The 20712-nt window shown below is 75.0% G+C and carries 26 protein-coding genes; 11 read left to right on the top strand and 15 right to left on the bottom strand.

What is annotated here, in order from left to right; translation table 11 throughout:
* Positions 1-69 precede the first annotated feature (69 nt).
* Positions 70-870, top strand: coding sequence for a class I SAM-dependent methyltransferase (locus NLX85_RS14755; protein WP_254335364.1), 801 nt, complete (start codon positions 70-72; stop codon positions 868-870).
* Between the two features lie 37 nt (positions 871-907).
* Here NLX85_RS14755 and NLX85_RS14750 read toward each other — a convergent pair whose 3' ends face one another.
* Positions 908-1063 carry a hypothetical protein gene (locus tag NLX85_RS14750; RefSeq protein WP_254335362.1) on the bottom strand — a complete coding sequence of 52 codons (156 nt, stop codon included), beginning with the start codon at positions 1061-1063 and terminating at the stop codon, positions 908-910.
* A 142-nt stretch (positions 1064-1205) separates the two neighbouring features.
* Between NLX85_RS14750 and NLX85_RS14745 the strand changes: the two genes are divergently transcribed.
* The 4 genes from NLX85_RS14745 (at position 1206) to NLX85_RS14730 (ending at position 5073) form a co-directional block, all read left to right on the top strand.
* Positions 1206-2384 carry an ATP-binding protein gene (locus NLX85_RS14745; protein WP_254335360.1) on the top strand — a complete coding sequence of 393 codons (1179 nt, stop codon included), beginning with the start codon at positions 1206-1208 and terminating at the stop codon, positions 2382-2384.
* Positions 2374-3576, top strand: a complete 1203-nt coding sequence (locus NLX85_RS14740; protein ID WP_254335358.1) for a hypothetical protein — start codon at positions 2374-2376, stop codon at positions 3574-3576. The genes NLX85_RS14745 and NLX85_RS14740 overlap by 11 nt, the downstream gene beginning before the upstream one ends.
* The gene (locus NLX85_RS14735) at positions 3546-4262 is read left to right on the top strand and encodes a response regulator transcription factor (protein ID WP_254335357.1); all 717 of its coding nucleotides are present in this window, start codon (positions 3546-3548) and stop codon (positions 4260-4262) included. The genes NLX85_RS14740 and NLX85_RS14735 overlap by 31 nt, the downstream gene beginning before the upstream one ends.
* Positions 4263-4335: 73 nt before the next feature.
* On the top strand, positions 4336-5073 hold the full coding sequence (locus NLX85_RS14730; protein WP_254335356.1) for a hypothetical protein: 738 nt from the start codon (positions 4336-4338) through the stop codon (positions 5071-5073).
* Positions 5074-5113: 40 nt separating this feature from the next.
* Here the strand turns inward: NLX85_RS14730 and NLX85_RS14725 are convergent, their stop codons facing one another.
* The 3 genes from NLX85_RS14725 to NLX85_RS14715 all read right to left on the bottom strand — a co-directional run bounded on the left by NLX85_RS14725 (position 5114) and on the right by NLX85_RS14715 (position 7513).
* Positions 5114-6052, bottom strand: a complete 939-nt coding sequence (locus NLX85_RS14725) for a GlxA family transcriptional regulator (protein ID WP_254335355.1) — start codon at positions 6050-6052, stop codon at positions 5114-5116.
* Between the two features lie 5 nt (positions 6053-6057).
* Positions 6058-6660: an isochorismatase family protein gene (locus NLX85_RS14720; protein WP_254335354.1), complete on the bottom strand. Its 603-nt coding sequence runs from the start codon at positions 6658-6660 to the stop codon at positions 6058-6060.
* A 103-nt stretch (positions 6661-6763) separates the two neighbouring features.
* Positions 6764-7513 carry a 1-acyl-sn-glycerol-3-phosphate acyltransferase gene (locus NLX85_RS14715; RefSeq protein ID WP_254335353.1) on the bottom strand — a complete coding sequence of 250 codons (750 nt, stop codon included), beginning with the start codon at positions 7511-7513 and terminating at the stop codon, positions 6764-6766.
* 111 nt (positions 7514-7624) lie between these two features.
* Between NLX85_RS14715 and NLX85_RS14710 the strand changes: the two genes are divergently transcribed.
* Positions 7625-8272, top strand: a complete 648-nt coding sequence (locus tag NLX85_RS14710; protein ID WP_254335351.1) for an alpha/beta hydrolase — start codon at positions 7625-7627, stop codon at positions 8270-8272.
* Positions 8273-8291: 19 nt separating this feature from the next.
* Positions 8292-8684 carry a VOC family protein gene (locus tag NLX85_RS14705; protein ID WP_254335349.1) on the top strand — a complete coding sequence of 131 codons (393 nt, stop codon included), beginning with the start codon at positions 8292-8294 and terminating at the stop codon, positions 8682-8684.
* A gap of 55 nt (positions 8685-8739) precedes the next feature.
* On the opposite strand, the gene NLX85_RS14700 is transcribed toward NLX85_RS14705, so the two are convergent.
* From NLX85_RS14700 to NLX85_RS14670, 7 genes are all read right to left on the bottom strand, one after another.
* A complete protein-coding gene (locus NLX85_RS14700; protein ID WP_254335347.1) occupies positions 8740-10800 on the bottom strand; it encodes a glycogen debranching N-terminal domain-containing protein in 2061 nt (686 codons plus the stop codon).
* A complete protein-coding gene (locus NLX85_RS14695; protein WP_254335345.1) occupies positions 10800-11168 on the bottom strand; it encodes an SCP2 sterol-binding domain-containing protein in 369 nt (122 codons plus the stop codon). The genes NLX85_RS14700 and NLX85_RS14695 overlap by 1 nt, the downstream gene beginning before the upstream one ends.
* Before the next feature lie 169 nt (positions 11169-11337).
* Entirely contained in the window at positions 11338-11754 is a 417-nt protein-coding gene (locus tag NLX85_RS14690) for a CBS domain-containing protein (RefSeq protein WP_254335344.1), read from the bottom strand.
* Positions 11755-11845: 91 nt separating this feature from the next.
* Complete coding sequence (locus NLX85_RS14685; RefSeq protein WP_254335343.1) at positions 11846-12286, bottom strand: PPOX class F420-dependent oxidoreductase; 441 nt, start codon at positions 12284-12286, stop codon at positions 11846-11848.
* 95 nt (positions 12287-12381) lie between these two features.
* A complete protein-coding gene (locus NLX85_RS14680; protein WP_254335342.1) occupies positions 12382-13407 on the bottom strand; it encodes an aspartate-semialdehyde dehydrogenase in 1026 nt (341 codons plus the stop codon).
* Positions 13408-13707: 300 nt separating this feature from the next.
* Positions 13708-15054: a pitrilysin family protein gene (locus tag NLX85_RS14675; RefSeq protein WP_254335341.1), complete on the bottom strand. Its 1347-nt coding sequence runs from the start codon at positions 15052-15054 to the stop codon at positions 13708-13710.
* Positions 15051-16343 carry a pitrilysin family protein gene (locus NLX85_RS14670; protein WP_254335340.1) on the bottom strand — a complete coding sequence of 431 codons (1293 nt, stop codon included), beginning with the start codon at positions 16341-16343 and terminating at the stop codon, positions 15051-15053. Before NLX85_RS14670 ends, NLX85_RS14675 begins: the two co-directional genes overlap by 4 nt.
* Positions 16344-16424: 81 nt before the next feature.
* Between NLX85_RS14670 and NLX85_RS14665 the strand changes: the two genes are divergently transcribed.
* Positions 16425-17138 (top strand): phosphodiesterase, encoded by a 714-nt coding sequence (locus tag NLX85_RS14665; RefSeq protein WP_254335339.1) that lies wholly within the window; start codon positions 16425-16427, stop codon positions 17136-17138.
* Here NLX85_RS14665 and NLX85_RS14660 read toward each other — a convergent pair.
* Positions 17113-17328: a hypothetical protein gene (locus NLX85_RS14660; protein ID WP_254335337.1), complete on the bottom strand. Its 216-nt coding sequence runs from the start codon at positions 17326-17328 to the stop codon at positions 17113-17115. The genes NLX85_RS14665 and NLX85_RS14660 overlap by 26 nt on opposite strands.
* Positions 17329-17806: 478 nt before the next feature.
* Here NLX85_RS14660 and NLX85_RS14655 point away from each other — a divergent pair, with 478 nt between their 5' ends.
* From NLX85_RS14655 to NLX85_RS14645, 3 genes are read left to right on the top strand one after another with little or no spacing between them, the layout of a single operon-like run.
* Positions 17807-18898 carry a 3-deoxy-7-phosphoheptulonate synthase gene (locus NLX85_RS14655; RefSeq protein WP_254335335.1) on the top strand — a complete coding sequence of 364 codons (1092 nt, stop codon included), beginning with the start codon at positions 17807-17809 and terminating at the stop codon, positions 18896-18898.
* 45 nt (positions 18899-18943) lie between these two features.
* Positions 18944-19177 (top strand): hypothetical protein, encoded by a 234-nt coding sequence (locus NLX85_RS14650; RefSeq protein ID WP_256566920.1) that lies wholly within the window; start codon positions 18944-18946, stop codon positions 19175-19177.
* Between the two features lie 41 nt (positions 19178-19218).
* Positions 19219-19428, top strand: a complete 210-nt coding sequence (locus tag NLX85_RS14645; protein ID WP_254335334.1) for a hypothetical protein — start codon at positions 19219-19221, stop codon at positions 19426-19428.
* Between the two features lie 59 nt (positions 19429-19487).
* Here the strand turns inward: NLX85_RS14645 and NLX85_RS14640 are convergent, their stop codons facing one another.
* From NLX85_RS14640 to NLX85_RS14630, 3 genes are read right to left on the bottom strand one after another with little or no spacing between them, the layout of a single operon-like run.
* Positions 19488-20027: a DUF1360 domain-containing protein gene (locus tag NLX85_RS14640; protein ID WP_374628083.1), complete on the bottom strand. Its 540-nt coding sequence runs from the start codon at positions 20025-20027 to the stop codon at positions 19488-19490.
* 33 nt (positions 20028-20060) lie between these two features.
* Positions 20061-20384 carry a hypothetical protein gene (locus NLX85_RS14635; RefSeq protein ID WP_254335330.1) on the bottom strand — a complete coding sequence of 108 codons (324 nt, stop codon included), beginning with the start codon at positions 20382-20384 and terminating at the stop codon, positions 20061-20063.
* Complete coding sequence (locus NLX85_RS14630) at positions 20384-20683, bottom strand: DUF6158 family protein (RefSeq protein WP_254335328.1); 300 nt, start codon at positions 20681-20683, stop codon at positions 20384-20386. The genes NLX85_RS14635 and NLX85_RS14630 overlap by 1 nt, the downstream gene beginning before the upstream one ends.
* Between the last annotated feature and the right edge of the window lie 29 nt (positions 20684-20712).

Below are 20712 nucleotides of genomic sequence, written 5' to 3'. Positions count from 1 at the left end.
AGCGCCGCGCCAGCGGCTCGCCGGGGTAAACCGGGTGACGGGCCCGGGGCGAGGCGTCACCATCGACGGATGCCGCAGCATCGACCCGCCGAGCCGGACATCCGGCGCTACTACACCGAGGTCTTCGACGAGGCGGACCGGCTGGACCGGACGCCGCAGGGACGGCTGGAGGCGCACCGGACCCGGGACCTGCTCGCCCGGTTGCTGCCCGCACCGCCGGCCGAGGTGCTGGACATCGGCGGCGGCCCCGGCGCGTACGCGGGGTGGCTCGCCGCGGCCGGGCACCGGGTGCACCTGGTCGATCTGGTACCGGCGCACGTGTCGGCGGCCCGGGCGGCGCACCCGGGGATCACCGCGAGCGTGGGCGACGCCCGGGACCTGCCGCTGCCCGACGGCTCGGCCGACGCGACCCTGCTGCTCGGCCCGCTCTACCACCTGCCCGACCGGGCCGACCGGGTGGCGGCGCTGCGCGAGGCGGCCCGGCTGACCCGGCCCGGTGGTCCGGTGCTCGCGGCGGTGATCAGCCGCAACGCGGCGCTGATCGACCTGACCGCCAAGGGACTGGTGGACGAGGGCAGCCGCCCGCTGCTCCGCGAGGCGTACGCCACCGGGGTGAACGACCCGCGGACCGGCTTCACCACGGCCTACTTCCACCGCCCGGAGCAGGTGGTGGACGAGTTCGTCGCGGCCGGCCTGCCGGCGCCCGCACTGTACGGGGTGGAGGGTCCGCTCTGGCCGGTGCTGAACACGCTCGGCACGGGCCCGGCCGAGCGGCTCTTCGCCGACGCGGTGGCCTGCGCCGAGGCGTTCGAACGCGACCCGGCGGTGCTCGGCGCCAGCTCGCACCTGCTCGCCGTGGCCCGCGCCTGAGCAGGTCGGAGCCGGCCGTGACCCGTGGGTCCGGTGATCAGGCGGCGAGACCGAGCGCCACGGCGGCGGCGACCGGCGCCAGGTACATCAGCGGGTACGGGATGTGCGAGAACGAGCGGGCCCGGACCGCGGTGACGACGGCGCCCCTGAAGGAGAGGACGAGACCGCCACCGGCCGCCACCTTCGCCCGCACCGGCCCGCCCGAGCCTGGCCGGATCGGATAGCGACGCGCCGCGCACCGAGGGTGACCAGTTGCCCGAGAACATGCTATTCTCCGGCGTCGATCTAGGCCGTGCGGACCCGACCGGGTCGCTGCCGGAAGGACACCTCCCCCGATGCCGGTCGTTGCCGCCACGACCCTGCCGCCGTCCCCCCTGGACCGGCCGGCGGGCGGCGCGTTCACCCTGATCTTCACCACCCTGCCGGCGCTGCTCCGGCTCACCTGCGGCCTGGTCGCCGCGGTGGTCGCGCTGGCCGTGCGCACCCCGCCCGTCCGGGTGGCGCTGCTGGTCCCGGCGGTCGTCGCGCTCACCGCCTGGTCCGTCTGGTACGCCGTCCGCGCGTTCCGGCACGGGATCACCGGCGTGCTGGTGGCCGGCGACGTGGTGCTGACCACCGCCACCGCGTTGGCGATCCCCTGGCTGGTGGCGCCCGAGGTGCTGCCCGGCGAGGGCAGCTGGGTCGCGGTGCTCGCCAGCACCACCGTGATCAACGCGCAGGCCACCGCCCCGGCCCGCTGGTCGGTCCCGGCCGGGCTGCTGGTCGCCGCCGGCTACGCGGCCGGCGCCACCGTGGCCGGCAACCCGGTGGAGGGGCGGGCGCACGCCGGGACGCTGCTGGTGCAGACCGGCTGCACGGCGGTGATGACCGCCGTGATGCGTCGCCGGATCGGGCACGCCGACGCCGCCTTCGCGGACTACCAGCGGCTGTCCCACGAGGCGCTGGTGGGGCGGGCCGCCCGGGAGGCCGAGCGGCGGCAGAACCGCGACCTGCACGACACCGTCCTCGCCACGCTCACCATGGTCGGGCTCGGCGCGGTGTCCGGCCCGTCGGCCGCGCTGCGCGAGCGGTGCGCCGCGGACCTGCGTACCCTCACCGTCCTGGCCGACGCGCGCTCGGCGCCGGAGGCCGGCGCGGTGGCCCTGGACGAGCGGCTGCGGGCGGTCCTGGCCCGGCTGCCCGAGCCGGCCGTGACCGCGACGCTCGCGCCGTGCCGGGTGCCCGCGCCGGTCGCCGCGGCGCTCGCCGACAGCGCCGCCGCCGCGCTGGCCAACGTGGCCCGGCACGCGCCGGGCGCCACCGCCACGCTGCGCCTGGCCCGGGACGCCGCCGCCGTGGTGGTGGAGGTGGCCGACGACGGCCCGGGCTTCGACCCGGCCACGGTCCCGGCCCACCGGTACGGCCTGCGCGAGTCCATCCACGGCCGGATGGCCTCGGTGGGTGGCCGCGCGGAGGTGACCTCCGCCCCTGGCGCCGGCACCCGGATCCGGCTGGAGTGGTCGGATGTCCACTGAGTCGGGAGCGGTCGTGGCCGGCACGACGGCCCGGCCGGCCGTGCGGCAGCGGTCGCCGGAGCACCCCGGTCCCGGGGTGGCCGCGACCGCGGCGCACGCGGTGGCCGACGCCTCGGACCGGGGCGCCCGGATCGTCGCGGTGGTCATCGCCCTGGCCTGGCACCTGGCCATCGGGCTGCCGGCGCTGCTCGGCTCCTGGTCCCGGCTGGCCGCGCCACCGGTGGTCGCCGCCGGCTGGCTGGTGACCGCGGCGGTCGGCGGTGCGGCCGGCGTACGACTGCTGCGTGGCGGGCTGCCGCCCGCCCGGCCGCTGGCGGCGGCGCTGCTCGTGGTCGACGCGACGGTCTTCGCGGCGGCCGGCGAGCGGCAGCTGTTCACCGCCGCCAACTGGGTGTGGGGCGGGCTGGCCTGGTTCTTCCTGCTCGTGCTCTGGCGACGGCCGCTGGGGTGGCTGCTCGCGCTGCTCGCGGCGCACGCGACGATCGCCCTGGCCGCGGTGGCCCTGCACGGCGCCACCGCTTCGGCCGACCTGAGCCGCTACGCCATGTACGTCTACGGCACCTCGTCGCTGCCGGTGGCGGTCTTCGCCGGGGCGGCGGCGATCGCCGCGCTGGCCCGGGACCGGGCCGGCACCGCCGCGGCGACCCTGGGCGTGGCCGCGGAGCGGGAGGCGGCGGAAGGGGCCCGGCGGGAGCGGCAGGCGCGCCTGGCTCTGGCCAGCGGCACGGCCGAGGAGGTGCTGGCCGCGCTCGCGGCCGGCGAGGCCGACCCGGCCGACCCGGCGGTACGCCGCCGCGCCGTGCTGGCGGCCGGCCGGCTGCGCCGGTTGATCGCCGAGTCGGACGACGTGCCGGATCCCCTGCTGCACGAGCTGCGCGCCGCCGCCGACCTGGCGGAACGGAACGGCCTGCCGATCGAGCTGGTCGCCGTCGGGGCGCCGCCGGAGCTGCCGGTCGAGGTCCGCCGGCGGCTGGCCGACCCGCCGACCGCGGCGCTCGCCGGCGCCCGGGGCTGGGCCCGGCTGACCGTGGTGGCCGGCCCGGACGAGGTGGTGGTCAGCCTGGTCACCCCCGATCACGAGGGGCCGGACGCGACCGGCCCGCCGGGCGGGGACGGGGACGGGCCGGTGGAGCACCTGCACGAGCGGGACGGGGAGATCAGATGGACGCAGACCCGGTGGCGGAGGACGTGACCGGCGGGCAGCCGGTCGGCGTGGCGATCGTGGACGACCATCCGGTCGTGATCGACGGGGTACGCGGCTGGCTGGCCGGCGAGCCGGGGCTGCGCGTGCTGGCCACCGGCGACGACCCGGACGTGGTGCTGCGGGCCGCCCCGGAGGCCCAGGTGGTCCTGCTGGACCTGCGGCTGCACGGGCGGATGGTGCTGGACAAGCTGGCCGAGCTGAGCGCGGCCGGCCGCCGGGTGGTGGTCTACTCCGAGCACACCGACCCGGAGACGATGCTGGCGGCGCTCGACGCCGGCGCCGTGGCGTTCCTCGCCAAGCACGAGGGGCGGGAGCACTGCGTGGCCACCGTGCTCGCCGCGGCGAGCGACCGCCCGTACGTGCCGCCGGCGCTGGCCGGGGCGATCGTGGGCGACCCCCGGCCGGACCGGCCGACCCTGTCCGACAAGGAGCGCGAGGCCCTGCTGCTGTGGTTCCAGTCGATGTCGAAGGCGTCGGTGGCGCGCCGGATGCGGATCAGCGAGCACACCGTGAAGCAGTACGTGGACCGGGCGCGGATCAAGTACACGCGGGCCGGGCGGCCGGCCGCGACGAAGGCGGCGCTGCTCGCCCGGGCGATCGAGGACGGCCTCGTCCGACCGGAAGATATCGGCATCTACCGGTCACAGGCGTCCGCCGACCGGCCGACCCCCTAACGGGTGTCATGACAGCCGCACCCGCGTCGGCCAGGCTCGACGTATCGCCAACCGCCGTCGGGAGGTCGTGACCGTGTCGGAGGACGCCGCACCGTTCTTCATCGGGCCGCACCGCTTCGACGCGGATGACGATCCCACCCGTCCCGTGCTCGACCGGCGGTACGCGCTGCTCCCCGAGCCGGGCGAGCAACTGCTCGGGCAGCACCGGCTGCTGGTGGCCGGTCACCTGCTCGGCCCCACCGACGACGTCCGGTCCTGGGCGCTGCCCTCCCCCGCGACGGTCACCGTGACGGACCGGCGGCTGGCGTACGTCTGCACCGGCTCCGAACTGTCCCTGGTCTCCGGGCGGGACGGCCGGACGGACGCCCGGCACCGGCGTCCGATCCGGCTGTCCCGCCTGGTCAGCGGCCAGATCCGCTGGCAGTGGCCGTCCCGGCTGGAGCTGGCCGAGGGCGCGGACGGCACCGCCGAGCTGCGGGTGGTCTGCGACGCGCTGCGCACCATCCGGCAGCCGGCGCTGGCGCTCACCGGCCCGGTCGCCCTGGTCGCCGCGCTGGCCCGGCAGGTACGCCGCTCGGTGGCCGCGTTCCGGCTGCGCCGCCCTGAGCTGGTGGACCTCTCCCCGCCGGAGCGGGACGCCCTGACGGCCCGGATGAACCCGTCCCCCGGCCCGACCCCGGGGTCGGTGACCCTGCCGGGTTCGCTGCCGGTCGAGTTCCTGTCCCGCGACGACTACTACCGCCCGGCCGAGCCGTCGGCCTGGCCCCGTCAGGACGTCCCGGCGCGGGACCGCCCCGGCTCCGCCTGCTGACGCCTCCGCGACGCCACCCGGGCGAGCCGCTGCCCGGGGGTCAGCCGGCCAGTCGCAGCGTGGCCGGGTCGGGTCGGCCCCGGGCGCGCAGCCGGCGCAGCATCCGGGCGTCGGTGAAGCCGACGGCGCGGGCGGCGGCCTCCACGGTGGCGCCGTGCCCGATGAGGTGCTCGGCGCGTTCCACCCGCAGCAGCTGCTGGTAGCCGAGCGGGGTCAGCCCGGTGGCCTGCCGGAACAGCCGGCTCAGGGTGCGCTCGGCGACACCGCAGGCGGCGGCCAGCTCGGCCAGCGGCAGCGGCTCGGCGTAGTGCCCGTCGATCAGGTCCTGCGCCCGGTGCACCGCGTCGGAGAGGTGCGAGCGGTACCGCATCATCGCGCTGGCCTGCTGCTCGTGGCCGTTGCGCCGGGCGTACACGACGAGGGTGCGGGCGATCCGGGCGGCCACCGCGGAGCCGTGCCGGGCGGCGATCAGGTGCAGCGCCACGTCGATGCCGCTGGCGATGCCGGCGGAGCTGACCACCCGGTCGTCGACCACGTAGAGCACGTCGCGCACCACCCGGGCCGCCGGGTGCCGCCGGGCCAGCTCGTCCTGCACGTCGTGGTGGGTGGTGCAGCGCCGCCCGTCGAGCAGGCCGGCCCGGGCGAGCGCGAAGGCGCCCGCGCAGACGCTCGCCACGGTGCCGCCGGCCGCGTGGTGGTCGGCCAGCCGCCGCAGCTCGTCCGGCCCGACCGGCCCGGCCGGGCCGTGCGCCGACAACCGCCATCCGGGTACGACCACCAGGTCGTCGCGGTCCAGCGCGGGCCAGTCGAGGGTGGCCCGCAGCGTCACCCCCTGCACGGTCGGCACGTCGGGCGTGGCGGCGACGTAGTGCAGGCGGTAGTCGTACCCGAGATCGGCGGCGGCGGAGAAGACCTGGGCCGGCCCGGCGAGGTCCAGCAGGTGCAGCTGCGGAACCATGAGGAAGGCGACCCGGGCCATGTGGATCAGGCGCCGACCGGGACGGCGTTCGTCACCTCGGCGACGGTGCGCACGGTGGCGAAGCGGCCGGCCAGGGCGTACTCGGTGCGGGCCACCATGTCGGCGGTGGACAGGGTGCGCGGGTCGGCCAGGATCCGCTCCAGCGGGGCGTCGGCCGGCAGGTCCCGGTGCGGGGTGGGGAAGGTGACGGTCGCGTCGGTCACGAAGGTCATCTCGTACCCGAGGTCGCAGCCGACCCGGGTGGTGGTCTCCACGCACTGCTCGGTGCGGATGCCGCAGACCGTCACGTCGCGGATCCCGGCGAGGGTGAGCACCTGCTGGAGGTTGGTGGTGGTGAAGGCGTTGTGCGAGGTCTTGACCAGCGTCGGCTCCCCCGCCGCGGGGGCGAGGCCGTCGATCAGCCGGACGTGCCCGAGAGCCGGGTCGAAGACGCCACCGGTGCCCGGCTCGGCGTGCAGGACCCAGACCACCAGGTCGCCCCGGCGGCGGGCCGCGTCGACCAGCCGGTTCACCTGGTCGACGATGTCCGGCTGGGAGGCGTGGGCCCAGATCGGACGCTGCCGGAAGGACTCCTGGACGTCGATGACGACGAGTGCTGCTCTGCTCATGGTCTCGATCCTGGCCGGGCGGGCGCCCGGCCGGCAGGCACCATCATGCCCGGCTGCGGAACGATCCGGCCACGACCGACCACGCCCGGTCGCGGCGCGCGGATCAGGAGGTGGGGGTGCGGCGACCGGGGCGGTCCAGCTCGGCCGCCTGCTCCGGGGTGGGCGCGGTGCCGCCCAGGTGGGCCGGCTGCCACCAGGAGTCGTCCGGGCCGGCGGGCTGGTCCGGGTATTCCCGCTGGGCCTGGTCGACAAGCGCCGTGAGGCGGGTGCGCAGCTCGGCGGTCAGGGCGTTGCCGTCCGGGTACGCGGCCGGGTCGATCGGCTCGCCGACCAGGATGGTGATCGGGGTGTGCCGGCGGGTCAGGGTGCGCGGCCGGCCCTTGGTCCACAGCCGCTGGGTGCCCCAGAGCGCGACCGGCAGCAGCGGCACGGCGGCCTCCTGGGCCATCCGGGCCGCGCCGTTCTTGAGTTCCTTCACGGTGAAGGAACGGCTGATCGTCGCCTCCGGGAAGACGCCGACCACCTCGCCGCGGCGCAGCGCGGCCACCGCCGAGGCGTACGACCCGGCGCCGGCGGCCCGGTTCACCGGGATGTGCTTCATGCCGCGCATGAGCGGGCCGGAGACCTTGTGCCGGAAGACGGCGTCCTTGGCCATGAACCGGACCAGGCGGCGGGACTCGTGCGCGCCGAACCCGGAGAAGATGAAGTCGAGGTAGCTGACGTGGTTGGAGGCCAGCACCGCCCCGCCGGTGCGCGGCACGTGGTGGCTGCCCTCCACGCGTAGGCGCAGGTCGAGGGCGCGGAACATCGTCTTGGCGGCGAGGATCACGGGCGGGTACACGAGTTCCGGCATCCGCCAACTTTACCCCGAGTAGGTTACCGGACCGTAGGGGCGGAAGTCGCCTCGCTCTGCCGTCGGCAGATCGGGTGGCAGAGGGGCGGGGACAGCGGCCACCATGGCCGGATGACCGATCGCGGCGTACTGCTCTGGATCCACGGCGGCGGGTGGCGGGCCCGCTCCGAGGAGGACGGGGCCGCCCTCGCCCCGCTCGGGCTGCGGGTGGTGCCCGCGACCTACCGCTTCGCGGCCGAGGCCCACTGGCCGGCCCAACTCGACGACGTACGCGCCGCGGCGCGGGCCGCCCGGGCCGAAGCGGGCGGGCTGCCGCTGCTGGTCGGCGGCGACTCGGCCGGCGCCATGCTGGCCCTGCACCTCGGCCTGCGCGGGGTGGACCGGCCCGGCGACGTCCGGGCGGTGCTGGCGTACTGGGCGCCGGTCGACCCGCTGGACGCGCAGTGGCGGCGGCTGCGTCGCAACGACGACCCCTGGGCGGACCTGCTGGGCCACCCGCCCGCCGCGGGCGACCCGGCGACGGCCGACGCGACCGTCGCCGGCCACCTGGGTTCGGGCGTGCCGGTGCTGCTGGTGCACGGCCGCGACGACGCCGCGGTGCCGGCCGCCCAGTCGGTCGACCTGGCCGGCCGGCTGCTCGCCGCCGGCCACCCGGCGCACCTCTGGCTCACCCACGGCGGGCACGCGCTCGACCTGGCCCGCCCCGACATCCGGGCGGTCACCGCCACGTTCCTGGACACCGTCCTGCCGCCGGCCTGAGCCGACTACGGTGCAGGGCATGCCCGACCTCGCCGCGATCGTCATCCACTGCCGCGACCCCTACCTGCTCGCCCCGTTCTGGAGCACGGTGACCGGTTTGCCCGTGGTCGAGGAGGATCGGGGGAAGATCGCCGACCGGTCCCTGGAGCCGGACGAGTCGGTGCTGCTGCGCGACCCCGCCGGCCGCCGGCCCGACGTCTGGATCAGCCCGGTCGCCGACCTGCCCGGCCCCGGCCGCATCCACCTCGACCTGGTGGGCGACGCCGAGGAGCGGGCCGCCGTGCTGGAGGCGGGCGCGACGGTGGTCCGCGAGCTGCCCCGGTGGACCGTGCTGGCCGACCCGGAGGGCAACGAGTTCTGCCTGCTCCCCCGCGGCGAGGCGCACGGCGACACGCTGCTGCCCGGGCACTGACCGCGCGGCGGCGCCGCCGGCCCCGGGGGCTCGGCGGCGCCGGTTGCCGGGCCGGTCAGTCGACCATGTTGTGCAGGTCGATCCGGCCCCGGGCGAAGGCGTCCACCCGGCCCCACCGGCCCGGGATGTCCAGCACCTCGATCCGCCCCATGCCGACCGGCAGCCGGGGGTCCACGGCGAGGTGCCCCTCGTGCGGTTCCAGCCCCAGCATGGTCCGGATCAGCAGCAGCGGGGTCCCGGTCGACCAGGCCTGCGGGCTGCACGCCGTCGGATACTCCACCGGGAACTTCGTCAGCTCCCGCTGGTAGCCGCCGAACGCCTCGGGCAGGCGCCCGTCGAAGTACCGCGCCGCGTCCAGGATGCCGTTGGCGATGGTGGCGGCCTCCTCGGCGAAGCCGTACCGGCGCAGCCCCCAGGCGATGAAGGAGTTGTCGAACGGCCAGATCGTGCCGTTGTGGTAGCCGATCGGGTTGTAGCGGACCTCACCCTCGGCCAGGGTGCGCACCCCCCAGCCGGAGAAGAGCCGCGGGCCCACCAGGTGCGCGGCGATCTGCGCCGCCCGGTCGTCGTCCACGATGCCGCTCCACAGCAGGTGGCCGATGTTGGAGCTGAGCACGTCGCACTGCCGGCCGTTGGGGTCCAGCCCCAGGGCGTAGTAGCCGCCGTCCTCGACCCACCAGTCCCGGTTGAACCGCTCCTTCAGCTGCGCCGCCTCGCGTTCCAACTGGTCGGCGTACGCCGGGTCGCCCCAGAACTCCCGGGCCAGCCGGGCGGCCCGCATCTTCGCGTCGTACGCGTACCCCTGCACCTCGCAGGTGGCGCGCGGGAACGGCGGCAGCGTGCCGTCGGAGTAGGAGAGGGAGTCCCAGGAGTCCTTCCAGCACTGGTTCTCCAGGCCGGTGTCGGTGTTGCGCCGCTCGTACCAGATGTAGCCGTTGCCGACCAGGTCGGCGTAGTCGTCGATCCACTTCAGGGCGGCCCGGCACTCCTGTTCCAGCTCCTTGACCAGCGCGACGTCGCCGCTCCACTTCTCGTACTCGTCGAGCAGCACGAGGAACAGCGGGGTGGCGTCCACCGATCCGTAGTACGGCGAGTGCGGCTGTTCCTCGAAGGCGGCGGTCTCGCCGTAGCGCATCTCGTGCAGGATCCGGCCCGGGTCCTCGTCGCGGAAGTCGTCGAACCGGGTGCCCTGCAACGCGCCGAGGATGCGCAGGGTGGTCTTCGACATCCCCGGCGCGAACGGCAGCACCTGCAGGCAGGTGAAGATGCTGTCCCGACCGAACATGGTCATGAACCAGGGCAGGCCGGCGGCCGGCAGCGTCTGGCCACCGAGGGACAGCGGCGAGAACCGCAGCGCGGCCAGGTCGATGAGGCAGCGCCGGTACGTCGAGGCCAACTGCTCGTGCTCGGTGTTGACCTTCGGCGCCTTGGCGATCCACTGCTCCAGGTCGTGCTGGAGGGCAAGCCGCTCGGTGCCGTGCGCCTGCAGCCCCATCCGCAGGTCCCGCCCGCCCGGGCCGACCGCGTGGGTCTGCACGTCGATGGCGGTGTCCCACTGCTCGTTGGGTTCGAGGTGGATGCTCCAGGCGAACCCGTTGCGGTCGTAGCGGGCCGGCCGGGAGGCGGCGATGATCGTCTCGCGGCGGAAGTTGCCCCGCCGGTAGCCGAGTCGCAGCCGGTCGGACTCGGCCTCGGCGTAGGTCTCGCCCTTCTTGTTCAGGATCTCGTCCTTGACCTGGAACAGGTCGGCGAAGTCGGCGCCGGCCTCCATCCGGATCTCCAGGTCCACCGCCTTCTCGTCGTGGTTGAGGATGGTCAGCGTCTCCCGGAAGCTGCCGCCCACCGCCCGCTCCCGGATGATCGACAACTTGGCGTCGATGTAGTGCGTGGCCAGCCCCGGCACCAGGAAGAAGCGGGCCTCGTAGTACTGGAGGTCGTCGTAGGAGAGCGCGTTGAGGCGCTCGCCGTTGACGGTCAGCACCCACTTGGACAGGAACCTCGTGTCGATCGAGAAGAGGCCGGTCGGCTCGCTCGGCGTGGCCTCGATGTCACCGGTGTCCTCGGAGACCACGAAGGTGTTCCCGTCGAGGATCCGGATGGTGTTGCTCGCGGCCATCAGGCGGCCCTCCTCTGGAACGAGTGGCGCGGCCCCCGGGAGTCCGGCGGACCGGGAAAGATGCGTTCGAGCTGCAACACCAGGCGCAGGTCGCCGGAGACCGTCATGTCGCCGCGCAGCAGCGCCGCGATGGCGTTCTCCTCGCCGTTGACCAGCTCACCGAAGAGCCGGGGCTCGGTCCCCACCACCGTGTCGGCCTCCTGGTCCTCCTGGCGGACCCGGAGGTTTCCCCGGTCGATCTCCAGCAGCCAGTGCGTGGTCTGCGGTCCCTCGTGCAGGTCGAACCGGAGAGTTCCGGAGGTCTTGGCCAGCAGCGGTTCGAACCCTCGCCGGTCCAGTTCCTCGAAGAATCTCGTGGTCGTGTCCATCCGGGCGACTCCTCCCGCGATCCGCGGCCTCCGACGTCCGAGGACGGGTCCCCGCCGGGTGGGCGGTCAACCTCGCCCGGTTCGGGTGAGTCGCGCGCCCGGCCTCCGCACCCTGGGCAGCGCGAACGCCGGCCCCCGAACCGGGGGCCGGCGTCACCGCGGCGGACGGTCAGTTGTTCGGATCGTCGGCGCTGATGTCCGCGAGCACCGACTGGGGTTCCCGCTCCACGGCCAGGTCACCCATGGAGACCAGGCCGACCAGGCGGCCGTCGTCGATCACCGGCAGGCGGCGGACCGCGTAGGTGCGCATCAGGTCGGCGGCGGCCACCGCGTCGTCGTACTGGCTCACCGTCACCACGTCCTTGGTGGTGATCTGGTTGAGCCGGGTGGTGTTGGGATCCATGTTCTCGGCAACGGCCCGGACCGTGATGTCCCGGTCCGTGATGATGCCGACCACGTTGTCGCCATCGGTCACCACCACGTCGCCGATCGCGCTGTCCCGCATCTCCTGCGCCGCGGCGGTGAGGGTGTCGCTGCCGTCCATCGTCACCAACCGGGTCGTCATGAACTCTCCGACCGTTGTCATGGTGCTCCCCTCTCGGTGTCGGCACGGCGGTCTACCCGGCGCCACGGCCGAGGTAACGCCGCGCGGTCGCGGGGAGGCGACCCGACGCCGGTCAGCCGCGCGGCGGCATCCCGTAGACCCGCTCGACGTGCAGGCGGAGCACCAGCCGGCGCTCGGCCACCATGGCCCGCCGGAAGTCGTCCCAGTCCGGGTGTTCGCCCTGCACCGCCCGGTAGAGCCCGACGAGTTCCTCGACGGTCGGGTCGTCCGGCCGCTCCGCCACCGGGGTCAGCTCGGCCCGCGCCTCCGCCACGGCGTACGCCCAGCCGTCCTCGCTGCTCACGTGGAAGCTGGCCCGGGGGTCGCGGCGCAGGTTGGCGGTCTTGGCCCGGCCGTCGGTGACCGAGACCCGGATCAGCCCGGCGTCCCGGTCGAAGGAGTAGACCACGGTGGACAGCTGCGGCCGGCCGTCCCGCTTGAGGGTGGCGAGCACGCCGAGCCACCGGCTCGCGATGAGGTCGGTCAGGGCCTGTCGGGTCCGCTCGTCCGCCATGGGGTCTCCCGCCGTCGACTGGTGTGGTCGTCCCCCATCTCACCGCATCTGCGGCCCGCGTGCCCGGCCACCCGCCGGGCACGCGGGAACCGGGATCAGCGCCGCTCGGCGGCGACCAGTTCGGCGAGTTGCACGGCGTTGAGCGCCGCGCCCTTGCGCAGGTTGTCGTTGGAGCAGAACAGCGCGAGGCCGTGCTCGACGGTCTCGTCGGACCGGATCCGCCCCACGTACGTGGGGTCCTGCCCGGCCGCCTCCAGCGGGGTCGGCACGTCGCGCAGCGCCACGCCGGGCGCGCCGTCGAGCAGCTCGCGGGCCCGGGCCGGGGTGATCGGGCGGGCGAAGCGCGCGTTGATCTGGAGGGAGTGGCCGGTGAAGACGGGCACCCGCACGCAGGTGCCGGAGACCTTGAGCCCGGGGATCTCCAGGATCTTGCGGCTCTCGTTGCGCAGCTTCTGCTCCTCGTTGGTCTCGTTGGAGCCGTCGTCGACGATCGAGCCGGCCAGCGGGAGCACGTTGAAGGCGATCGGGCGGGCGAACGAGCGCGGCGCGGGGAACTCCACGGCCGACCCGTCGAAGGCGAGCCCGGCGGCGTGCTCGGCGACCTTGCGGACCTGCTCGTCCAGCTCGGCCACGCCGGCCAGGCCGGCCCCGGAGACGGCCTGGTAGGTGGCGACGACCAGGCTGACCAGCTCGGCCTCCTGGTGCAGCGGGCGCAGCACCGGCATGGCGGCCATCGTGGTGCAGTTCGGGTTGGCCACGATGCCCCTGGGCCGGTTGGCGACGGCGTGCGGGTTGACCTCGGCGACCACCAGCGGCACCTCGGGGTCCATCCGGAACGCCGAGGAGTTGTCGATGACGACCGCGCCCGCTTCGGCGACCCGAGGGGCCAGCTCCCGGGCGGTGCCCTTGCCGGCCGAGAAGAGCACGATGTCCAGGCCCCGGTAGTCGGCCGTGGCCGCGTCCTCCACGGTGACCTCGCCGTCGCGCCAGGGCAGCGCGCGCCCGGCCGACCGGGCCGAGGCGAACAGCCGCACCTGCTCCGCCGGGAAGTCGCGCTCCGCCAGCACCTGCCGCATCACGCCACCGACCTGGCCGGTGGCCCCCACAATGCCGATCCTCATGCCCGCGAGGCTACCCAGCCGGGCGGGGCCGGCGGGAAGCCTTTCCCAGCGCGCGGGCCGGGCGCCGCCCGCCACGCCGTTCGCCGATCGGGCCGTCGACCTGCAACGACACCACCCGACGGTGGGCCATGGGCGGAGAATCGCCCGCCGTCGGGGTGCCGGACCGCAGCATTCGCGTCCACCGGCCGGCACACACGCGAGCCGGGACGCGACGGGAATCACATCGACGTCCCGCTGTGGCGGTGTCCCCGGCCGGCCGACACCGCCACAGCGCGGGCCGGCGAGCGCCGGCCCGACACGTCAGGCGGCGTGGTCGACCACCTCGCCGAGGCCGGCGGCCACCAGCTCGTCGCGGATCACCGCCGCGTCGCCCTCGACCACCAGGGTGAGCGACTCCGGGTGCAGGTGGGCGGCGGCCGCCGCGGAGACCTCCTCGACGGTCGCGGCGAGCAGCGCCTCGCGCAGCCGGGCGTGGTAGTCGTCCGGCAGGTCGTGCACGACCAGGGTGGTCAGTGCCGAGGCGATGGCCCGGGGGCTCTGCAGCTCGACCGAGAGCTGGCCGGCCCGCCAGAAGCGGGCCACCGCCAGCTCGTCCTCGGTCACCCCGGTCAGCCGGGTACGCGACACCTCGCCGACCGCCTCGACCAGGGCGGGGGCGGTCACCGCGGTCTGCACGCCGGAGCTGATGGCGAACCGGCCGAACCGGCGGGACGAGGCGAAGTCGCCCCGGATCCCGTACGTGTAGCCGCGCACCTCGCGGATCAGGTGGTTCAGCCGGGAGGTGAACGCCCCGCCGAGCACCGTGCCGGCCAGCGTCATGGGCACGTGGTCCGGGTGGGCGCGGTGCGGCGACGGGTGCCCGAGGCGGAGCGTGGACTGCACCGAGCCGGGACGGTCGACCAGGATGATCCGCCGCCGCTCCGGCAGCGCCACCTCGATGGGGCCGCCCTTGTCCGCCGGCGCCCCGCCGGCCCCGGTGAACACGGTGGCGGCGAGCGCGTCGAGGTCGATCCGGTCCAGGTCACCGGCGACGATCAGCGTGCCGGGGCGGATGAACCACTCGGAGTGGAAGACGGTCACGTCGTCCACGTCCAGGGCGGCCACGCTCTCCGGGTCGCCGTACAACGGGCGGCCCCAGCGGTTGTCCGCGCCGAACAGGTCGGCGCGCAGCACGGCGTCGGCCCGCGGGCCCGGGGTCGCCCAGTCCATCCGCAGCGCGGTCGCCTCGTCGTCGCGGACCCGCCGCACGTCGGCCGGGTCGAGCTTCGGCGTCCGCACCGCCTCGGTGAGCAGCTCCACGGCCGCGCCCAGCCGGTCCACCGGCACCTGCACGCTGACCTGGAACGAGTCCCAGTCCAGGCCGCTCACCAGCTCGGTGCCGAGCGCCTCGATGGCCAGGGCGTACGCGGTGGCGTCCCGCTGCGCGGTCCCCTCCTCCAGCGCCTTGGCGAGGACCCCGCCGAGCCCCTCCTTGCCGACCGGCTCGCGGCCGGCGCCGCCGTCGAGCAGCAGCAGCGCGACGGCGAGGTTCTGCCCGGGCAGGTGCGCGGCGACGACCTGCCCGCCGGCGGCGGACCGGCGGACCACCTGCGGGAACCGGTACGGGCGGGCGGCGCCCGGGCCGGGACGGGTGGCGATCAGCGTCATGAGGTCTCCTCGGGCAGGTAGGTCAGGGTCGCCCGGTCGGCCGCGCCGAGCAGCTCGGCGGCCTGCTCGGCGATCTGCTCGGCGGTGACGGCCAGCCAGGCGGGCAGCCGCTCGCCGGCGCGGGCCGGGTCGCCGAACTGGGTGGCGTACCGGCCGAGGGTGTCGGCCCGGCCGTCCACCGTGGACATCTGCCGCCACCACATGGTGCTGAGCAGCGCCTTGGCCCGGTCCAGCTCGGCGGCGGTCACCGGAACGGTGGCCAGTTCGTCGACCACCTCGGTCAGCCCCTCGCGCAGCCGGTCGCCGGACACCCCGGGGCGGGCCGTGGCGGTGGCGATCAGCGGCGCCGGGCCGTGCGCCAGGTCCACCCCGTACGCCCCGACCAGGTCCGGCTGGGCGATCCGCTCGCCGTCGGCGAGGCGCTGGTAGAGACGGCTGCCCCGGCCGCTGCCCAGCACGGTGGCGAGCACGGTGGTCACGTCGTAGCCGGGGGTGCCGAACGGGTGGGTGCGGTGCGCGACGTAGACCCGGGGAGCGGGTACGTCGGTGGTGACCGTCTCCACCCCGGGGCCGCCGCCGGCCGGGACCGTGCGCCCGTCCGGGGCGGCCGGGATGTCGTCGCGCGGCGGCAGGGCGCCGAAGTACTTGTCGGCCAGCGCGAACACCTCGGCGGCGGTGGTGTCGCCGACCACGGTGAGCACGGCGTTGTTCGGCGCGTACCAGGTGCTGTGGAACGCCTGGAAGGTGGCCAGGTCGGCGGCGTTCAGGTCGGCCATCGAGCCGATCGTGGCGTGGTGGTAGGGGTGCCCGGGCGGGTAGAGCAGCGGCAGCAGCCGCAGCCAGGCGTCGCCGTAGGGCACGTTCTCGTAGCGCTGGCGGCGCTCGTTCTTCACCACGTCGCGCTGGTTGTCCAGCGTCTCCTGGGTCAGCGCGGGGACCAGCCCGCCCATCCGGTCGGCCTCCAGCCAGAGCGCCAGCTCCAGGTGCTCGGCCGGGACCGTCTCGAAGTAGTTGGTCCGGTCCGGGTTGGTGGTGGCGTTGAGCGAGCCGCCGGAGCCCTGGATGAGCTTCATGTGCTCGGTCTTCGCCACGTTGACCGAGCCCTCGAACATCAGATGCTCGAAGAGGTGGGCGAAGCCGGTCTGGCCCTCGGGTTCGTGGCGGGATCCCACGTCGTACCAGAGGTTCACGGCGACCGCGGGTGCCGTGCGGTCCTCGCTCACCACCACGCGCAGACCGTTGTCCAGTCGGGTCGTCTCGATCGGCCAGGGGTAACCGCTGTCGGGCATGGCACGACGCTATCCGATCTCGCGGGCGGAAAGGTGACGTGCGGGGAGCATCGTCGCCGCGCGCCGGGGTACTCGCCGGACATGGCCTCCCCCGCATCGTCCGCGGTCGAACGCGCCGCCGCCGCGCTGGCCCGGCTCCGGCACGCCCGGCTGCTGCATCCCGCCGGCCGCACCTTCTCCGCCGAGGTGCTGATCTGGGGTACGCCGGGCCCGCCGACCGGCGTGCCGCTGCTCGACCTGCCCGGCCGGTGGCCGGCGACCGTCCGGCTGTCCAAGGGGGTGCCCACCCCGGGAAGCTGGCCGGACGTGCTGGGGGTGGGGATCCGGCTGCACCGTGACCCGGAGCCGCCGGTGGACCTGCTGGCGAGTTCCAGCGGGGCGGCGCCGGTGCTGCGTCACCTGCCGCTGCCCCGGCGGGGCTTCACCGGGACGTACACCTCGATCATGTCCTTCCGGGCCGGCCGGCGGCGGCTGTACCTGGCCGTGCTGGCCGACCCGGACTCACCGGAGCTGGGTCGCGGGCTGGCCGAGCTTCCGGCGGCGGGCGGCGACGACGGGCCGCGACTGGTGCTCGCGGTGGCCTCGGCGGTCGGGCCGTGGCGGCCGTTCGGCGAGGTGCGGCTGGACGGCCGGCGCGGCGCCCGGGAGGACGCCGCGCTGGCCTTCGACCCGATCGGGAACGTGCCGCCGGGCCTGCGGGTGGCCGGTCCGCTGGCCTGGTTGCGGGACACCACCTACCGGGGGTCCCGGCGGGGCCGGGGCGCCCGGCTCAGTCGGGAGGCTCGACGGGGGTGACGGTCTGCTCGGAGGTCCGGTGCTCCAGCACCGTGTCGGGGGCGGCGTTCCGGTCCTCCTCCCGGATGTCCGATTCGGTGAGGATGGCGTCGGCCTGCGCCTCCGGGTCCTCGCTGCCCACCGCCGCCTCCTCGGGCAGCAGGTGGGCGCGGGACTCGATCCGGTCCTGGTCGCTCTGGTGGTGGCTCATGCCGTCCTCATACCCCCGCCAGGCCCCGGCGGAACCCCGCGCTTCCCAGGATGCGGTACACACGGCAGATCAGTTCCGGCGGTATTCGCGCACCCAAAGCGGCCCCGGCGGCCGCCGAACTCCCGCCATTCGGGATGGATCATCGACCAAGTCGGGCGATCACCCGCGTGGACGGCCGGCGGACACGTGCCGTGCCACTGGAGTTACCCCCCGTTCCATCGACCGGGGTTAACATGAGGCACGGCTTACCCGACGAGCGGGTGAGTCCCACCCCTCCCGTCGGGTACGCTGGCGGGCGTGACGCGGTCGTATCGATGGTTTAGGCAGCCGGCTGGAGGAGCCGGTGACTCAACCATGAGCTGACGTCACTCCTCTCAGAGCCGGCCGGGCAGGGATCATTCCCTGCCCTTTCGCGTACGAGCAGCCGGCTCGATCCCGGGCGCCGGCCCCGGGCACGGTCGGCGGAAGGAACCCCACCGTGACGACGACCCCGGACGTCCATCGGGTCATCGACCAGCGGATCGACCGTGTCGTGCCGCTGACCACCCCGGCCCTGCTGCACCACCACCTGCCGCTCGAGGAGTCCCTCGCCGAGGCCGTGGTGGCCGGTCGACGTGCCGTCGGCCGGGTGCTGGACCGCGCCGACGACCGGCTGCTGGTCGTGGTCGGCCCCTGCTCGGTGCACGACCCCGCCGCCGCCCTGGAGTACGCGGCCCGGCTGCGCCACGCGGCCGACCGGCTCGCCGACGACCTGCTCGTGGTGATGCGCGTCTACTTCGAGAAGCCGCGCTCGACCGTGGGCTGGAAGGGCCTGATCAACGACCCGGGCCTGGACGGCTCGGGCGACGTGAACACCGGCCTGCGTACCGCCCGGGCGCTCCTGCTCGACGTGGTGCGGCTGGGTCTCCCGGTGGGCTGCGAGTTCCTCGACCCGATCACCCCGCAGTACATCGCCGACACGGTGGCCTGGGGCGCGATCGGCGCGCGGACCGTGGAGAGCCAGGTCCACCGCCAGCTCGCCTCCGGCCTGTCCATGCCGATCGGCATGAAGAACCGCCCCGACGGCAGCATCGGCACCGCGGTGGACGCGATCCGGGCGGCCGGCGTCCCGCACGTCTTCCCCGGCATCGACGTCTCCGGCACGCCGGCGATCATGCACACCCGGGGCAACGCCGACGGCCACCTGGTGCTGCGCGGCGGCGGTGGCCGGCCCAACTACGACGCGGAGTCGGTGGCCGGGGCGCTGGACCTGCTGCGCGCCGCCGGGCTGCCCGAGCGGGTGGTGGTCGACGCCAGCCACGCCAACAGCGGCAAGGACCACCGCAACCAGCCGCTGGTCGCCGCCGACGTGGCCGCCCAGCTCTCCGCCGGCCAGCGCGGCATCGTCGGCATCATGCTGGAGAGCTTCCTCCAGCCCGGCCGGCAGGACCTCGACCCCACCCGTCAACTGGAGTACGGCAAGTCGGTGACCGACGCGTGCATCGGCTGGGACACCACCGCCGAGGTCCTCGACCACCTCGCCGCCGCCGTCCGCGCCCGTCGCGCCACGCTCCCCGCCACCACGTCGTGACCGAGGGGTCGACCCGGGGGGTTTGACCGATTCGGGCCGGGGTAGCTGACCGGCGTGACCGATGACGCGCCCGTGACCGAGCAGCCGGACACCCGGCCGCTCGACGAACTGCTCGACGACATCTACCACGGCCAGGAGCGAATCAGTCAGGCGGACATCTACCGTCGGGCGGTGGCCGCCGAGCTGCCCGCCGAGCTGCTCACCCGGATCGCCGCCCTGCCGCAGGGCGAGTACGCGGTCGACGAGGCCGCCGACCTGCTCGGCGGGACGGTGGCCTGAGCCTTCTGCGGAGGCGGCCCGAGGACGGAGAGGACAGCGCGATGACCGACCGCAACGAGGAACGCGAGCACCCCCCGGCGCTCGGCCAGCCCCCCGAGGGCATGGACACGCTGCCGGAGCCCGACTTCGCCAACGAGCACGAGGAGACCGCGGTCGCCGACGACATCATCACCGGCGAGGACCGCGAGGAGCGGGAGCCCGAGGCGTCGCGCGGCTGGGCCGGCGAGGACCACGGCACCACCCCCACCTGAGCGGACCGGAACGCGAAGGGGGCCGGCGCGACGCGCCGGCCCCCTTCTCCGTCGTGGGGTCAGTCCTCGTGGTGCCCGCCCTCGGCGGCCTGCTGCGCCGCCGCGTACCCCATCTGGAGGAAGTCCGAGGCGGCCACCGCGGTCAGCGCGGTGGCGACCAGCCGGGTCAGGCGGGGAGCCAGCACCAGCCCGCCGGTGAGGCCGGTGGCGACCCAGACGGCCAGGCAGAACGGGCAGCTCACCAGCTCGCCGAGCGCGTGCCGGGTCGGGCTGCCCTGGTCGCGGACCTGTTCCATCACCTCGCCGCTGCCGATCGGATGGTCGTAGCGGGTGAACGGCGCGCGCAGCGGACTGGTGATCGCGTCCTTGGAGAGCAGCCGGCTCAGCTTGTGGGTGGCGATCGACAGCAGCACCACGTCGCCGGGCGCGGGCCGCTCCGGCACCGGGCGGCCGGTCGCCTTGACCAGGCCGACCAGCGACGCGGTGACCGCGCCGTACGTGCCCATCGCCACCAGGTAGCCGCCCAGCGGCCGGTGCTCGTGCGGCGCGTACGCCTGGCGCAGCCGCGCCACCTTCTGCTTCAGGCCACTCCCGGTCAACCCGGCCTCCTCGGTCATCGTGCCAGCGCCGGCTCAGCCGGCGGTCAGGTTGTCGGCCACCTCGCGGGCGAGGCTGGCCAGGATCTCGTCGGCCATCCCGTGGTCGGTCCCGTCGAGGTCCAGCCGGACCCGGGCGCCTCCGGCGTCGGCCGGCTCGACGTCGATGTCCGCCGACCAGCCGGCGGACTCGGAGCTCCAGCGGGCCCGCATGTCCTCGGCGTCGACCACCTCGACCCGGTGCGCGCCGGAGCGGCGCAGTTCCTCGGGCAGCCAGGCCGCCGACCGGTCGGGGTCGGTGGCGGTGTTGAAGACGACCTCGGGAGGCGCGGACATGCCGCGCTCGGCGTGGCTGGCCATCAGGCGTCCCGCAGCCGGCTCGGGTCGACCTCCCGGCCCGGGTGCCGGGCCAGGTACTCGGTCTCCAGTTCGGCGGTGCGCCGCAGGTGGTTGGCGAGCGCCGAGTCGGTGGCGTGCCGGAGGGTGTCGAGCCGGGTGCGGTGCAGGCTCTGCACCTCCCGGATCAGGTCCTCGTCGCCGAGGTCGGCGGGGTCCACCCCGAGCAGCTCACCGTCAACGTCCTGGGTGCGGGCGTGATCGCCGTCCCACTCGGTCACCCGCTGCTCCGGACTGGCGTCGCGGCGTACTGATTCGGTCATCGTCGCCCCCTCGTCTCGTTCGGGCTGGC

The sequence above is a fragment of the Micromonospora sp. A3M-1-15 genome, from assembly GCF_024213425.1.
Lineage (GTDB): Bacteria > Actinomycetota > Actinomycetes > Mycobacteriales > Micromonosporaceae > Micromonospora > Micromonospora chersina.
Note: the sequence above shows the minus strand (reverse complement) of the source record. Positions and strands in the feature narration are given on the sequence as shown.

Bases quoted from the DNA above. Each gene is read 5' to 3' on its own strand.
- NLX85_RS14660 (WP_254335337.1), bottom strand. From the start codon at position 17,328: ATGAGCCACCACCAGAGCGACCAGGACCGGATCGAGTCCCGCGCCCAC.
- NLX85_RS14725 (WP_254335355.1), bottom strand. From the start codon at position 6,052: ATGGCCCGGGTCGCCTTCCTCATGGTTCCGCAGCTGCACCTGCTGGAC.
- NLX85_RS14690 (WP_254335344.1), bottom strand. From the start codon at position 11,754: ATGACAACGGTCGGAGAGTTCATGACGACCCGGTTGGTGACGATGGAC.
- NLX85_RS14745 (WP_254335360.1), top strand. From the start codon at position 1,206: ATGCCGGTCGTTGCCGCCACGACCCTGCCGCCGTCCCCCCTGGACCGG.
- NLX85_RS14755 (WP_254335364.1), top strand. From the start codon at position 70: ATGCCGCAGCATCGACCCGCCGAGCCGGACATCCGGCGCTACTACACC.
- NLX85_RS14685 (WP_254335343.1), bottom strand. From the start codon at position 12,286: ATGGCGGACGAGCGGACCCGACAGGCCCTGACCGACCTCATCGCGAGC.
- NLX85_RS14710 (WP_254335351.1), top strand. From the start codon at position 7,625: ATGACCGATCGCGGCGTACTGCTCTGGATCCACGGCGGCGGGTGGCGG.
- NLX85_RS14675 (WP_254335341.1), bottom strand. From the start codon at position 15,054: ATGACGCTGATCGCCACCCGTCCCGGCCCGGGCGCCGCCCGCCCGTAC.
- NLX85_RS14705 (WP_254335349.1), top strand. From the start codon at position 8,292: ATGCCCGACCTCGCCGCGATCGTCATCCACTGCCGCGACCCCTACCTG.
- NLX85_RS14735 (WP_254335357.1), top strand. From the start codon at position 3,546: ATGGACGCAGACCCGGTGGCGGAGGACGTGACCGGCGGGCAGCCGGTC.
- NLX85_RS14715 (WP_254335353.1), bottom strand. From the start codon at position 7,513: ATGCCGGAACTCGTGTACCCGCCCGTGATCCTCGCCGCCAAGACGATG.
- NLX85_RS14630 (WP_254335328.1), bottom strand. From the start codon at position 20,683: ATGACCGAATCAGTACGCCGCGACGCCAGTCCGGAGCAGCGGGTGACC.
- NLX85_RS14700 (WP_254335347.1), bottom strand. From the start codon at position 10,800: ATGGCCGCGAGCAACACCATCCGGATCCTCGACGGGAACACCTTCGTG.
- NLX85_RS14695 (WP_254335345.1), bottom strand. From the start codon at position 11,168: ATGGACACGACCACGAGATTCTTCGAGGAACTGGACCGGCGAGGGTTC.
- NLX85_RS14635 (WP_254335330.1), bottom strand. From the start codon at position 20,384: ATGGCCAGCCACGCCGAGCGCGGCATGTCCGCGCCTCCCGAGGTCGTC.
- NLX85_RS14680 (WP_254335342.1), bottom strand. From the start codon at position 13,407: ATGAGGATCGGCATTGTGGGGGCCACCGGCCAGGTCGGTGGCGTGATG.
- NLX85_RS14670 (WP_254335340.1), bottom strand. From the start codon at position 16,343: ATGCCCGACAGCGGTTACCCCTGGCCGATCGAGACGACCCGACTGGAC.
- NLX85_RS14720 (WP_254335354.1), bottom strand. From the start codon at position 6,660: ATGAGCAGAGCAGCACTCGTCGTCATCGACGTCCAGGAGTCCTTCCGG.
- NLX85_RS14645 (WP_254335334.1), top strand. From the start codon at position 19,219: ATGACCGACCGCAACGAGGAACGCGAGCACCCCCCGGCGCTCGGCCAG.
- NLX85_RS14740 (WP_254335358.1), top strand. From the start codon at position 2,374: ATGTCCACTGAGTCGGGAGCGGTCGTGGCCGGCACGACGGCCCGGCCG.
- NLX85_RS14665 (WP_254335339.1), top strand. From the start codon at position 16,425: ATGGCCTCCCCCGCATCGTCCGCGGTCGAACGCGCCGCCGCCGCGCTG.